The sequence below is a fragment of the Rhizobium sp. N621 genome (assembly GCF_001664325.1).
GTDB lineage: Bacteria > Pseudomonadota > Alphaproteobacteria > Rhizobiales > Rhizobiaceae > Rhizobium > Rhizobium esperanzae.
In genome coordinates this window covers 1682742-1696109 of the sequence record NZ_CP013495.1, presented here as the reverse complement: position 1 = coordinate 1696109, position 13368 = coordinate 1682742, and the positions used below count along the sequence as shown (strand labels likewise).

At 60.7% G+C, this 13368-nt stretch carries 12 protein-coding genes; 6 read left to right on the top strand and 6 right to left on the bottom strand.

Features of this window, described 5'->3' with window-relative positions:
- Positions 1-8: 8 nt before the first annotated feature.
- Positions 9-380, bottom strand: coding sequence for a response regulator (locus AMK00_RS08245; RefSeq protein ID WP_003547430.1), 372 nt, complete (start codon positions 378-380; stop codon positions 9-11).
- A gap of 133 nt (positions 381-513) precedes the next feature.
- On the opposite strand from AMK00_RS08245, the gene AMK00_RS08240 reads away from it, so the two are divergent.
- Together AMK00_RS08240 and AMK00_RS08235 are read left to right on the top strand one after the other, a co-directional pair.
- The gene (locus AMK00_RS08240; RefSeq protein ID WP_064801861.1) at positions 514-822 is read left to right on the top strand and encodes a DUF3572 domain-containing protein; all 309 of its coding nucleotides are present in this window, start codon (positions 514-516) and stop codon (positions 820-822) included.
- 2 nt (positions 823-824) lie between these two features.
- Entirely contained in the window at positions 825-1493 is a 669-nt protein-coding gene (locus AMK00_RS08235) for a hypothetical protein (protein ID WP_064801859.1), read from the top strand.
- Here AMK00_RS08235 and AMK00_RS08230 read toward each other — a convergent pair.
- Entirely contained in the window at positions 1468-2055 is a 588-nt protein-coding gene (locus tag AMK00_RS08230; protein WP_064801857.1) for a GNAT family N-acetyltransferase, read from the bottom strand. The two genes, AMK00_RS08235 and AMK00_RS08230, sit on opposite strands and share 26 nt — an antisense overlap.
- A 76-nt stretch (positions 2056-2131) precedes the next feature.
- On the opposite strand from AMK00_RS08230, the gene AMK00_RS08225 reads away from it, so the two are divergent.
- Together AMK00_RS08225 and AMK00_RS08220 are read left to right on the top strand one after the other, a co-directional pair.
- Positions 2132-3424: a DNA polymerase IV gene (locus AMK00_RS08225; RefSeq protein ID WP_064801856.1), complete on the top strand. Its 1293-nt coding sequence runs from the start codon at positions 2132-2134 to the stop codon at positions 3422-3424.
- Between the two features lie 231 nt (positions 3425-3655).
- On the top strand, positions 3656-4912 hold the full coding sequence (locus tag AMK00_RS08220) for a L,D-transpeptidase family protein (protein ID WP_064810121.1): 1257 nt from the start codon (positions 3656-3658) through the stop codon (positions 4910-4912).
- Between the two features lie 58 nt (positions 4913-4970).
- Here the strand turns inward: AMK00_RS08220 and dnaE are convergent, their stop codons facing one another.
- Positions 4971-8468, bottom strand: coding sequence for a DNA polymerase III subunit alpha (dnaE, locus tag AMK00_RS08215; RefSeq protein WP_064810120.1), 3498 nt, complete (start codon positions 8466-8468; stop codon positions 4971-4973).
- A 503-nt stretch (positions 8469-8971) separates the two neighbouring features.
- Here dnaE and AMK00_RS08210 point away from each other — a divergent pair.
- A complete protein-coding gene (locus AMK00_RS08210) occupies positions 8972-9436 on the top strand; it encodes a DUF5680 domain-containing protein (RefSeq protein ID WP_064810119.1) in 465 nt (154 codons plus the stop codon).
- Positions 9437-9446: 10 nt separating this feature from the next.
- Here AMK00_RS08210 and AMK00_RS08205 read toward each other — a convergent pair whose 3' ends face one another.
- From AMK00_RS08205 to proS, 3 genes are read right to left on the bottom strand one after another with little or no spacing between them, the layout of a single operon-like run.
- Positions 9447-10130 (bottom strand): ABC transporter ATP-binding protein, encoded by a 684-nt coding sequence (locus AMK00_RS08205; protein ID WP_011424942.1) that lies wholly within the window; start codon positions 10128-10130, stop codon positions 9447-9449.
- Between the two features lie 14 nt (positions 10131-10144).
- Positions 10145-11449 carry a lipoprotein-releasing ABC transporter permease subunit gene (locus tag AMK00_RS08200; RefSeq protein ID WP_064801848.1) on the bottom strand — a complete coding sequence of 435 codons (1305 nt, stop codon included), beginning with the start codon at positions 11447-11449 and terminating at the stop codon, positions 10145-10147.
- Between the two features lie 15 nt (positions 11450-11464).
- On the bottom strand, positions 11465-12787 hold the full coding sequence (gene proS, locus AMK00_RS08195) for a proline--tRNA ligase (RefSeq protein WP_064801846.1): 1323 nt from the start codon (positions 12785-12787) through the stop codon (positions 11465-11467).
- Here proS and AMK00_RS32480 point away from each other — a divergent pair.
- Positions 12786-13061, top strand: coding sequence for a hypothetical protein (locus AMK00_RS32480; RefSeq protein WP_167377188.1), 276 nt, complete (start codon positions 12786-12788; stop codon positions 13059-13061). The two genes, proS and AMK00_RS32480, sit on opposite strands and share 2 nt — an antisense overlap.
- Positions 13062-13368: the final 307 nt, after the last annotated feature.

Genomic DNA, 13368 nt, shown 5'->3' with positions numbered 1-13368 from the left:
CCGATGCGTCAGGCATCGCCCAGATAGGTCTTGATCGTCTCGATGAATTTCGGAACCGAGATCGGCTTGGAAACATAGGCCTCGCAACCGCCCTGGCGGATCCGCTCCTCGTCGCCCTTCATCGCGAAAGCCGTGACGGCGATGACGGGAATCACGTGCAGCTCGTCGTCCTCCTTCAGCCATTTCGTGACTTCGAGGCCGGAGACTTCGGGAAGCTGGATATCCATGAGGATGAGGTCGGGGCGATGCTTGCGCGCCAGATCGAGCGCCTCCATGCCGTTTCTCGTCTGGATCGTGGTATAGCCGGACGCCTCGATGAGGTCGCGAAAGAGCTTCATGTTGAGCTCGTTATCTTCTACAATCATCACCTGTTTGGGCATGACAAGCTGTCCCTACGTCCGTTCGCGCAGCGGTTCGTCCCATGAGAAAGGCACATGCGGATGAAGAGCTCCGTGAAACCGATAGCGCACGCTAGCGGTATTTGGTTGAAGAAAAGGTAACTTACCCCTCGAAATGCAAAGCAACTTCAAGACTTCGAAACAACTGGCGGCCGACCCGCACGAGACGGCGATCGCCGTGCTCGGCTGGCTTGCCGCCGATCCCGACATGTTCGGTCGCTTCCTTGCACTCACCGGCGTGGCGCCCGAGCAGGTGCGCAACGCGGTCAACGATCCGGGGTTCCTCTCAGGCATGATGGACTTCCTGATGAACCACGAACCGACGGCGATGGCCTTCTGCACGGCGAGCGGACTCAGCCCGGAGACGGTAACCGCCGCCTGGCGGCATTTCTCTTCGCCGGGGCTCGATTCGGGAGAATACTGAGGGTGACAGAGCTCGATATTTCGCACATCCGACTCGGCGAGCGGCCGCTGATTGTCTGTGACGTCGACGATGTCGTGCTGCGGTTCATCGACCCCTTCCAGCTTTTTCTCCAAAGCCTGGGTCACGAATTCCTGCCGCGATCGTTCCGGCTCCACGGCAACATTGTCTCGAAAGCGGACGGCACGGAGATCGAGGGCCGACAGGTCAGCCGGCTGATCGAAGATTTTTTCGAAGCGCAGGAATTGTGGCAGACGCCGGTCGACCGCGTCGTCGAAACGCTCGGCCGACTTTCGCAGGTCGCCGATATCCTTTTCCTGACGGCGATGCCGCCACGGTTCCAGGATCAGCGCCGCCGCCTGCTGGACAGCGCCGGCCTGCTCTTTCCGCTGCTTGCCAGCGAGCAGCCCAAGGGGCCGATCGTCCATGCACTGCATGCCAGCCGCTCCTTTCCCGTCGCCTTCATAGACGATATGGCGCACAATCTGCATTCGGTCAGGGAATACATGGCCGATTGCCTGCTCATTCACCTGATGCCGGACTCGCCCGTCCATCGTTTCGCGCCGGCGGCAGCCGATGACATCACCCGCGCCACCGATTGGGCGCATGCGGCCGAGGTGATCGAGGCCCATTTCCTTTCCGGCACAGTCAACCGCACAGTTCCAGCCGCATGAGCGGACGGCCGTCTTTGCGTCTGGCAATCGTCTCGAAACCAGCTGCCTCGAAGATTGCCGTCGAGCCGATGCAGAGCGTCACCGATTTCGACTGCTTCACATGATCGATCGGGCAGGCTTCGAGCAGCCGCGCGCCCTGGCGCCGGGCATGGTCGATCGCGCCGGCGAGCAGGCGATGACTTAATCCCCTGCCGCGCAGTTTCGGCAGCAGGAAGAAGCAGCTGACTGCCCAGATAGAGGGATCACGCGCATCCTCCTCCTCCAGCGGCCGCGAGGCGGTGCGCGGTGAATTGAACTGCGGCACGTCGTGGCGCGGCCCGACCTGCACCCAGGCGACCGGTCCGCCATCGGCATAACAGAGAATCCCCGGCGGCGGTCCCGCCCCGATCCGTTCGCGCATATGCGCCTTGCGCTCGTCGGCCGTCATCGTCGTCCTCACCGCATGCGGCAAGCGCAGCGCGACACACCAGCAATTATAAAAAGCCCCCTGCGGGCCGAACAGGGTCTCGAAGTCGCCCCACCGGTCTGCCGTCACCGGCTCGAAACGAAAATCTTTATCCAAAGGCAAAGCTCCCGTCCTCTCTTGTGACTCATAAGCTTAAGGCGTAGTGTCGCGCCGTTCAACCTTTGTTCTCACCATGACGCCCGCGCCTGACAAGACACCCGGCTTCTGTCGCGACTGCCTTGCCGAGCAGAAGGGCGAGGCGCGTCGTTGCCTATCCTGCGGCAGTCCGCGCCTGGTGCGCCATCGCGAACTCTATCGACTGACACTTGCGCATATCGATTGCGACGCCTTCTACGCGGCGGTCGAGAAGCGCGACAATCCCGAACTTGCCGACAAGCCGGTCATCATCGGCGGCGGCAAACGCGGTGTCGTCTCCACTGCCTGCTATATCGCCCGTATCCACGGCGTGCGTTCGGCCATGCCGATGTTCAAGGCGCTGGAGGCATGCCCTCAGGCCACCGTCATACGCCCGGACATGGAGAAATATGTCCGGGTTGGGCGCCAAGTGCGCGCGCTGATGCAGGATCTGACGCCGCTGGTGCAGCCGCTGTCGATCGACGAAGCCTTTCTGGAACTCGGCGGCACGGAGAGGCTGCATCACGATCCACCGGCGCGTACGCTCGCCAAATTCGCTCGCCGCATCGAAAAGGAGATCGGCATTACCGTTTCGGTCGGGCTTTCCTATTGCAAATTCCTCGCCAAGGTCGCTTCCGACCTGCAGAAACCGCGCGGCTTTTCCGTCATCGGCCGTGAAGAAGCAGTGGAGTTCCTGGCGCCGCGTCCCGTCACCACCATCTGGGGCGTCGGCAAGGCCTTTGCCGCGACGCTGGAGGCGGATGGCATCCGCACCATCGGCCAGTTGCAGCAGATGGAGGAGAACGACCTGATGCGCCGCTACGGCAGCATCGGCCAGCGGCTCGCCCGGCTGTCGCGCGGCATCGACGACCGCGAGGTGCATCTCAACGATGCCGCCAAGAGCGTTTCGGCCGAAACGACGTTCTTCGACGACATCTCCCGCTACGACGATCTGGTGCCGATCCTGCGCAACCTTTCCGAAAAGGTTTCCTGGCGGCTGAAGAAAAACGATATCGCCGGCCAGACAGTGGTGCTGAAGATGAAGAGCGCCGATTTCAAGACGCGCACCCGCAACCGCAAGCTCGAGGACCCGACCCAGCTTGCCGACAGGATCTTCCGCATCGGCCTCGAGCTTCTCGAAAAGGAAACAGACGGCACGAAATTCCGCCTGATCGGCATTGGCGTCACCGATCTCGGCGATGCCACTCGCGCCGATCCGCCCGACCTGATCGACCGGCAGTCAGGCCGCCGGGCGGCGGCCGAAGCGGCGATGGACAAGCTGCGCGACAAGTTCGGCAAGAACACGGTCGAGACCGGCTACACCTTCGGCAGCGGCAAGCGCGATCACTAGAACATCTCGCGCAAAAGTGCGCGCTGTTATCAGAAATGCATACGAAACCAATGCTTTAAATCAGACAGCTCAAACTTTGATTCATGCGACATGCTTTGCCTTTATCTTATGCGTGTCATTATTGCGGAAGCGCTGCACCGTTCCGGGCGAGCCGACGAGTCCGGGTTTTAAAATCTTCCTTAAACTTCGTCCCGTAATGTGCCGAACCAGTATTGCGTATGGTTGGGTATCATGTTCTCGCGTCTCGTCTTCGGCCTCGGCTTGCTGTCGGCCACCGCACTCGTGCACCCTGCTCTTGCCGCGGATGCACGCACGCTGCAGATCTTCGTCTCGAAGAACAAGCAGTCGCTTGTGGTTTATGACGGCACCGAGGTCGTCGCGACCTCGAAGGTCTCCACCGGCAAGGACGGCCATACGACTCCGAGCGGCATTTTCTCGGTGCTCGAAAAGCAGAAATACCACGAATCCAACCTCTATTCGGCCGCCCCGATGCCCTTCATGCAACGGCTGACATGGTCCGGCATCGCGCTGCACGAATCCAATTCCGTGCCGCGTTATCCGGCCTCGCACGGCTGCGTACGCATGCCCGGCGCCTTCGCAAAAATGCTCTACCGAATGACCGAGCCCGGCATTCCCGTCATCATCAGCGACGACGAATTGGTGCCGCAGCCGATCGACCATCCGAACCTTTTCCGCCCGGATGCGCCGGCAGCGATGCCGCTGCTTTCGGATGTCGAATTGCGGCCCTCCATACCCGACAGCCCGCAAAAGCCGGTGCAGGTGGCGATGAACGATACCGCCGCCATGCCGATGCCGATGGTGCAGCCGCTTGCAACGCATGAAGCCGAGCCGCCGTCAGAGCCGATCAGCATGCTCATCACGCGGCGCACGCTGCGCGAGACGGTGATCGACATCCAGACGCTACTCAATCAGCTCGGCTTTTCCGCCGGCGATCCTGACGGCGTGCTCGGTCCGTCGACCGTGCAGGCGATCAACGCCTTCAAGACGCTGCGGCCGACGGAATTTGCCGGCGACAGGAGCCTGGTCTCCGACGCGTTGCTCAAATCCGTCTATGCCGCAACCGGCAAGGGCGAGCCGCCGAACGGCGTCATCATGGTGCGGCAGGCCTTCAAGCCGATCTTCGAGGCTCCCGTGACGATCGCCGATCCGGGCCTGGCACTCGGCACGCATTTCTTCACGCTGCATGCCGTCGATGGACAGGCCGGCACGGCGGATTGGCTGGGCATCACGCTCGAGAACAATCTCTCCCGCGAGACGATGAAACGGCTCGGCATCGCCAGCCAGGAAAGCTCGATTGTGATGGGCAAGCCGATTGCCCTTTCGCTGAGCCGCATCACGATCCCCGACGAAACCCGCCGCAGGATCGACGCGCTGATCTCGCCCGGCTCGACGTTGACGATCTCCGATACGGGCCTTGGCCGCGAAACCGGCGAAGGCACGGATTTCATCACAATCACCCGGGGGTGATGACTGTCACCCGGGGGTGATCACGATCAACTGGGTTGATCAGGATCAGCCGGGTTGATCAGACAAGCTCGACGTCGACGACGCCGGGGGCGGCGCGAAGGGCAGCGGCAATCTCCGGAGTGATGCGGTATTTCTCCGGCAGCGCCACTTCCACCTCGCGTTTGCCCTCTTCCTTGATGACAATGAAGGAAACCAGACCGTCGCCCTTGGTATTCAGATGGCCGGCAACCATTTTCAGCGGTCCGGAATCTCTGATATAGACGCGCAGCGCCTTCTGCATCTGCAGCGACTTTTCCTCAAGCGACTGGATCGTCTGGATGCGAAGACCGATACCCTCCGGCCGCTCCTCACCGGTCGCGGTCAGCAGGAAGGATTTCCCGGACTCGAGCACGTCGCGATACTGGTTCAGCATCTCCGAAAACAGCACCGCCTCGAACTGGCCTGACGAATCGGAAAAGACAATGATGCCCATCTTGTTGCCGGTGCGGGTCTTGCGCTCCTGCTTTGAGATGACGGTTCCGGCAAGACGCGCATTGGCAGCCCCCTGCTTGATCGCCTGAGAAAACTCGGCAAAGGTCTGCACACGCATCTTCTGCAGGATGTTGCTGTAGGAATCGAGCGGGTGGGCCGTCAGATAGAAGCCCAGCACCTGAAATTCCTTGAGCAGCCGCTCCGATGCCAGCCAGGGTGAATAGGGCGGCAAGGAGATCTTCTCCGGGCCTGAGTTTAGTGCGCTGCCAAAAATATCCGACTGGCCGCTCAGCTTGTTTTCCTGGGCGCGCTGGGCATAACCGAGAATGCGGTCGAGGCCGGCGGCCAGCTGGGCTCGGTCGGTGCCGAAACAATCGAAGGCGCCGGCATAGATCAGGCTTTCGAGCACGCGGCGGTTCACCTGGCGCGGATCGATGCGCAGGCAGAAATCCTCGATGCTGGCAAAAGGCTTGTCGCCACGCACCTCGACGATGTGGTCGACGGCGGATTCGCCGACGCCTTTGAGGGCGGCCAGCGCATAGTAGATACGATTGTCGCCGGTCTCGAAATGGCGGAAGGAGGTCTGCACCGAAGGCGCGATCACCTCGATGCCGAGCCGCTTGGCGTCCTGACGGAAATCATTGACCTTTTCCGTGTTGGACATGTCGAGCGTCATCGAGGCGGCGAGGAATTCGACCGGATAGTGCGCCTTCATGTAGGCCGTCTGGTAGGAGACGATCGCGTAGGCGGCGGCGTGCGACTTGTTGAAGCCGTAGTTTGCGAACTTCGCCAAGAGTTCGAAGATGTTGTCGGCTTGCGGCTTTGATACGCCGTTCTTGACGGCGCCGACGACGAAGCGTTCCCGCTGCTGGTCCATCTCCGCCTTGATCTTCTTACCCATGGCGCGGCGCAGAAGGTCGGCTTCGCCAAGCGAATAGCCCGACAGGACCTGGGCGATCTGCATCACCTGTTCCTGATAGACGATGACGCCCTGCGTCTCCTTGAGCAGGTGGTCGATCATCGGATGGATCGATTCCAGCTCTTCATCGCCGTGCTTGCGGGCATTGTAAGTCGGGATGTTCTCCATCGGGCCGGGGCGGTAAAGCGCCACCAGCGCGATGATGTCCTCGATGCAGTCCGGCTTCATGCCGATCAGCGCCTTGCGCATGCCCGCACTTTCCACCTGGAACACGCCGACCGTCTCGCCGCGCGACAGCATCTCGTAGGTCGGCTTGTCGTCGAGAGGAATGGCCGCAAGATCGACATTGATGCCGCGCTTGGCGACGAAATCGACGGCGACCTTCAGCACCGTCAGCGTCTTCAGACCGAGGAAGTCGAATTTGACGAGGCCGGCCTGCTCCACCCACTTCATGTTGAACTGGGTGACAGGCATGTCGGAGCGCGGATCGCGATACATCGGCACCAGCTTGGAAAGCGGCCGGTCGCCGATGACGATGCCGGCGGCATGGGTCGAGGCGTGGCGATAAAGCCCTTCGATCTTCTGGGCGATGTCGAGCAGCCGCGCCACCACCGGTTCTTTCGCCGCCTCCTCCTGCAGCTTCGGCTCCTCCTCGATCGCCTTGGAAAGCGGCGTCGGATTGGCGGGATTGTTCGGCACGAGTTTGCAAATCTTGTCGACCTGGCCGTAAGGCATTTCCAGCACGCGTCCGACGTCGCGAAGTGCGGCACGCGCCTGCAGCGAACCAAAGGTGATGATCTGCGCCACCTGCTCGCGGCCGTACTTGGCCTGGACGTAGCGGATCACCTCTTCGCGGCGGTCCTGGCAAAAGTCGATGTCGAAATCAGGCATCGAGACGCGTTCCGGATTGAGGAAGCGCTCGAACAGTAGCGAGAAGCGCAGCGGGTCGACATCGGTGATCGTCAAGGCATAGGCGACCAGCGAACCTGCCCCCGAACCGCGGCCGGGACCGACCGGGATGTCGTGCTGCTTGGCCCATTTGATGAAGTCGGAAACGATCAGGAAGTAACCGGGGAAGCGCATGCGCTCGATGACGCCGAGCTCGAACTCCAGCCGCTCGCGATAATCCTTTTCCTCATAACCGGGCGACATGCCGAGGGTCGAAAGCCGCATGTCCAGCCCTTCCACCGCCTGACGGCGCAATTCGCCCGCCTCGGCGCGTTCCGCCTCCTCGGCATCGTCGGTGGCGCCCGTGAAACGCGGCAGAATCGGCTTTCGCGTTTTCAGCACGAAGGAGCAGCGCCTGGCGATCTCGATCGTGTTCTCAAGCGCTTCCGGCAGGTCGGCAAAGAGCTTGGCCATCTCAGCCCGGCTCTTCAGGTAGTGATCCGGAGTCAGGCGAAAACGGCTGTCGTCGGAGACGATGGCGTTATGCGCAACCGCCATCAGCGCATCATGGGCGTCGTAATCGTCGCGGGTCGGAAAGAACGCCTCGTTGGTGGCGACGAGCGGCAGGTCATGCGTGTAAGCAAGCCCGACGATCTTCTGCTCGTGCCGCTTGTCGTAGGTGCCGTGCCGCTGCAGCTCGACATAGAGTCTGTCGCCGAAGAGACGCTTCAGCGTGAGCAGCCGGGCTTCCGCCTGGGCGGAATGACCTTCCCTGACAGCTGCGTCGACCGGCCCGGTCAGGGCGCCGGTCAAGGCGATCAGCCCTTCCGTGCCTGCCTCTTCCAGCCAGGAGGTTCTGATATGAATGGCCTGGTTGCTATCGCCGCCGAGATAGGCGCGGCTGACGAGATCGACCAGCCTTTCGTAACCAGCCTCCGTCGCGGCAAGAAGAACGATCGACGGCAGCTTGATCAGGGCCGGCTGACCGCCGCGCTTTTCGCTTTCCAATCCGTCTTCCATGTCGATCGAGACCTGGCAGCCGATGATCGGCTGCAGGCCCTCGTCCATTGCCTTCTGGGAGAATTCAAGGGCGACGAAGAGATTGTTGGTGTCGGTAATGGCGATCGCCGGCTGACTGTCGCCGGTCGCCTTATAGAGGATCTTCTTCAGAGGCAGCGCGCCCTCAAGAAGCGAATAGGCGGAATGGACCCTCAGGTGGATGAAGCCCGGCGTGCCGCCGGTCGCCTCACCCATTGAACCCTTTTCCGTCTCCGCCATGATATGCCTTCCCAATCAGCCGAAATGAATCGGATGCATTGTCGGCATTGAGGGCGATGATGTCCAGAAGAAGACCCGCGTGCGAACCGCATGACTGCCATGCGATCCCCGAAAACTTTAGATTGCGATGACAATAAGCGAGAAGCTGGCAACGAACATTGCGATGGAGGTGAATGCTGCGATATCACGGATCATGTCAGTCATCTGGCTCTCCTTTACTCGTTATGTTTTCAATTTGTTCCATCTATGTTCCGATGTCAACAGGAATCTTTTCCTTTGCGCTTGCGTTTGAAGAATCTCGAAGCGCTTGGCGATTCGCATGGGCGCCTGCGCTCGGTTCGATAGGCAGCAGCCCGCCCCCTTTCCCAATCTTCGACAGATTCCGCCATTCCGTTCAGATAGGCCACCGCCCAAGTCGATCTACTGAATTCCGACGCATGTTCTCTTTATGTTCTTTACATGCCGCAGCATATTTGTCAGCATCCCGCCGAGAGGAGAATGACATGCTCGACATTGCGCAGCTGAACGAATTCATCGTGGAGGCGAAGGCTGCGACCTATGTCGGCGGCGGAGTGCCGCGCACGCCCTGCCGGTCGGGTTCCCATGATATCGGGTATGAGAGCGGCGACTGGCATTATCTCGACAGCTATTTCGGCGGCACCGACTTCGCCGGACAGGAAGTGGTTTGGTTTGCCCGCCAACCCGTCTGGGCGATGAATTATTTCGGCCGCGTCGTCGCGCCCGATCTCATCGACGGCAGTGCCGCCGGAACGGTGATCAAGGCAGCGCTGTCGGCAATGTATCGGGAGCGCCGCTTTCTTGGCGGAATGGAATTCGATCATCCGTTCGGCCGCTATGTCGACCGCAGCGAAGGCGGCTGCGAGCGTTTCAGCGGCCATGAATGCATCATGGTCGCCGGCAGGAAGGCCTATGTGCTCGATTACCGCGGCGGGCTGGTCATCCCGTGATCACCTTAGACTAAAACTCTACGACCTTGCCATCGGAGATCGTGACGCGCCGATCCATGCGGCCGGCGAGTTCGTGATTGTGGGTGGCGATGAGGGCCGCAAGGCCGGATTGGCGCACCAGCGCCTCCAGCGCGTCGAAGACGTAGCTTGCCGTTTCCGGATCCAGATTGCCGGTCGGTTCGTCGGCAAGAAGCAGCGTCGGCGCATTGGCGACGGCGCGGGCGATCGCAACGCGCTGCTGTTCGCCCCCGGAAAGCTCGGCCGGGCGATGCGAACCGCGATGGCCGATGCGCATATAGTCGAGGAGCTGCCCGGCCCGCTCCTGGGCTTCCTTCCAGGACAGCCCGGCGATCAGCTGCGGCATCATGATGTTCTCAAGCGCCGAAAATTCCGGCAGGAGATGGTGGAATTGATAGACGAAGCCGATCTCGCGGCGGCGGATCGCCGTGCGCTTCTCATCGGAAAGGCCGTCGCAGGCATGGCCGTTGATGGTAACCTCGCCGCCGTCGGGATGCTCGAGCAGGCCGGCGACATGCAGCAGCGTCGACTTGCCGGTGCCGGAGGGGGCGACAAGGGCGACGATCTCGCCTTTCGCCAGCGAAAAATCCGCTCCCTTCAAGATCGTGAGCAGCGTATCACCCTGCCCGTAATGGCGCTCGACGCCGGTAAGCTTGAGGACGACGTTGCGATTCATGAATGCGGCATTCCTTATTCGTAGCGCAGGGCCTGCACCGGATCGAGCCTGGAGGCGCGCCATGCCGGGAAGATGGTGGCGATGAAGGAGAGGCTGAGCGCCATGACGACCACCGAGATCGTTTCGCTGATATCCATCTCGGCCGGCAGCTGGCTGAGGAAATAGACCTGGGGATTGAAAATCACGGTGCCGGAGATCCAGGAGAAGAACTGGCGGATGGATTCGATGTTGACGCAGACGAGAACGCCGAGCAGCACACCGGCAAGCGTGCCGACGATGCCGATCGCCGCCCCGGTCATGAAGAAGATGCGCATGATCGCCCCGGCGCTGGCGCCCATGGTGCGCAGGATCGCGATATCGCTGCCCTTGTCCTTCACCAGCATGATGAGGCCGGAGATGATGTTGAGCGCCGCCACGAGCACGATCAGCGTCAGGATCATGAACATGACGTTGCGCTCTACCTGGAGCGCGGAGAAGAAGGTCTGGTTGCGCTGACGCCAGTCGGTGAGATTGATCTGGCGGCCGGCCGCCTCTTCCACCTTCGGCCTCAGCGCGTCGATATCATCGGGATGATCGACGAAGAGCTCGATCGACTGCACCAGCCCGGCCGCATTGAAGTAGAGCTGCGCTTCCTCGAGCGGCATGAAGATGATCGACGAGTCGTATTCCGACATGCCGATCTCGAACAGACCGGAGATCTTGTAGGATTTGACTCGCGGATTGACGCCCATCGGTGTGATGTCGCCTTCCGGCGAGGTCAGGGTGATGAGGTCGCCGACGCGCAGACCCAGCTGGTCGGCCATGCGGGTGCCGATCAGCACGCCTTCACCGGAGGCAAAGCCCACCATGTCGCCGGACTTGATGTTATTAGAGATCGTTTTGAGCTTGGTGAGGTCTTCGGCGCGGGCGCCGCGCACCAAAGCACCGGTGCTACCCCCAGCCTGGGCCGAAGCGAGCACCTGGCCTTCGACCAAGGGCAGCGCCATCTTGACGCCCGGCACCGCGGCGAGTTTGGCGGTCAGGTCGGGATAATCGGTAAAGGGGCCGTCGACCGGCTGCACGATCATGTGGCCGTTGATGCCGAGGATGCGCGAGACGAGCTCGGTGCGGAAGCCGTTCATGACGGCCATGACGATGATCAGCGTCGCGACGCCGAGCATGATGCCGACGAAGGAGAAGCCGGCGATCACCGAGATGAAGGCCTCCTTGCGGCGGGCGCGCAGATAACGCCACGCCACGAGACGCTCAAAGGTGGAAAATGGCTTGCCAGCCGGACCCAAGCCGGATTTTGAACTCCGGTCCACTGCTGCCTCCGCCATTTCGCCTCCGTTTCCTTAAGCCACGAACCTGTTGATCGCCGCTTCGATGGTCATCGTTTCGCGGGCGCCGGTCTTGCGGTCCTTCACTTCGACCTCGCCGTTCGCGACCGCACGCGGGCCGGCGATGATCTGGACAGGTACGCCGATCAGGTCGGCCGTCGCGAATTTCGTGCCGGCCCGGTCGTCGGTATCGTCATAGAGCGCATCCTTGCCGGCCTTTTTCAGAGCGGCGTAGATCAGCTCACACGTATCGTCGCAGGCCTCATCGCCCACCTTCATGTTGATGACGACGACATCGAAGGGTGCGACCGATGCCGGCCAGATGATTCCGTTGTCGTCATGCGAGGCTTCGATGATGGCGGGAACAAGGCGTGTCGGGCCGATACCGTAGGAACCCATGTGAACGAAGTGTTCCTTGCCGTCAGGTCCCTGCACCTTCGCGCCCATCGGCTCGGAGTATTTCGTGCCGAAATAGAAGATGTGGCCGACCTCGATGCCGCGGGCCGAAAGGCGGTCGCCCTCGGGCACGGCGTTGAAGGCCGCCTCGTCGTGCATTTCCGAGGTCGCCGCATAGAGCGAGGTCCATTTGTCGAAGATCGCCTTCAGGCCCTCGACGCTGTCGAAATCGGTGTTTTCGCCGGGAATATCGAAACCGACGAAATCCTTATGGCAGAAGACCTCGGATTCACCGGTATCGGCGAGGATGATGAATTCATGGCTGAGATTGCCGCCGATCGGGCCGGTATCGGCGCGCATCGGGATGGCCCGGAGACCGAGCCGGTCGAACGTTCTGAGATAGGCGGCGAACATCTTATTATAGGAATGCTCCGCCCCTTCGCGCGTCAGATCGAAGGAGTAAGCGTCCTTCATCATGAATTCGCGCGAGCGCATGGTGCCGAAGCGCGGCCGGATCTCGTCGCGGAACTTCAGTTGGATATGATAGAGATTGAGCGGCATGTCCTTATAGGACTTGACCGCAGAACGGAAAATATCCGTCACCATCTCCTCGTTGGTGGGTCCATACAGCATCGGCCGGTCCTGGCGATCCTTGATGCGCAGCATCTCCTTGCCGTAAGCATCATAACGGCCGCTTTCCTGCCAGAGCTCGGCCGACTGCAGGGTCGGCATCGAAAGCTCGATGGCGCCGGCGCGGTTCTGCTCCTCGCGGATAATGGCGTTGACCTTGTCGAGCACACGCTTGCCGAGCGGCAACCAGGAATAGATGCCCTGAGACTGCTGGCGGATCATGCCGGCGCGCAGCATCAACCGGTGGGAGACGATTTCCGCCTCCTTGGGGTTTTCCTTAAGAATGGGCATGAAGTAGCGAGACAGACGCATGGCGATTCCGGAGCAGTTGAGATCCCGCCGGCAAGCGGAATCGAAGATACATTATGAATGTGGGAGCGTTCATAGCCGCTTCGCGGCGGGAAGGAAACCCGCAACTGCCGTCGGCCGCCTCCCGGACACGCATGTTCGCACCCGCAAAATGAAAGGGCGTAAAAAAGCGCGTGTTTATAAGGACTTGAACGAAAATCTTGTCAACAGAAAAATTTTGCTGGTGTGTAGCAAAAATGCAAAAAAAGCTAATGACAAAGCCCAATGTTTGAGCTAGTTTTAGCTCACAAAACAGGCAGGAAGCTAAATTCTTGTCGAATTCGCGGTCAAGTCTTGGGAGGATCAGATCTTAGGCGCGCTCGTCGCAGCCCCGGCAACGGTTACAGATCACGCGATACTTAAAACAAGGCTTCCAGCCTTGTTTTTTTTTGGCTTTTCGCCCTCTCCTCCCATTCAAGCTCCAGACGGCTTCCGTAAGGGAACCCTCTCATTCCGTTAGGCGAGCTCCTTGCCGCAACAGCAAGACACCAATATGACGAAACGAATTTTCCCTGAATTTTACATCTGCTCAAAGTTTGAGCAAA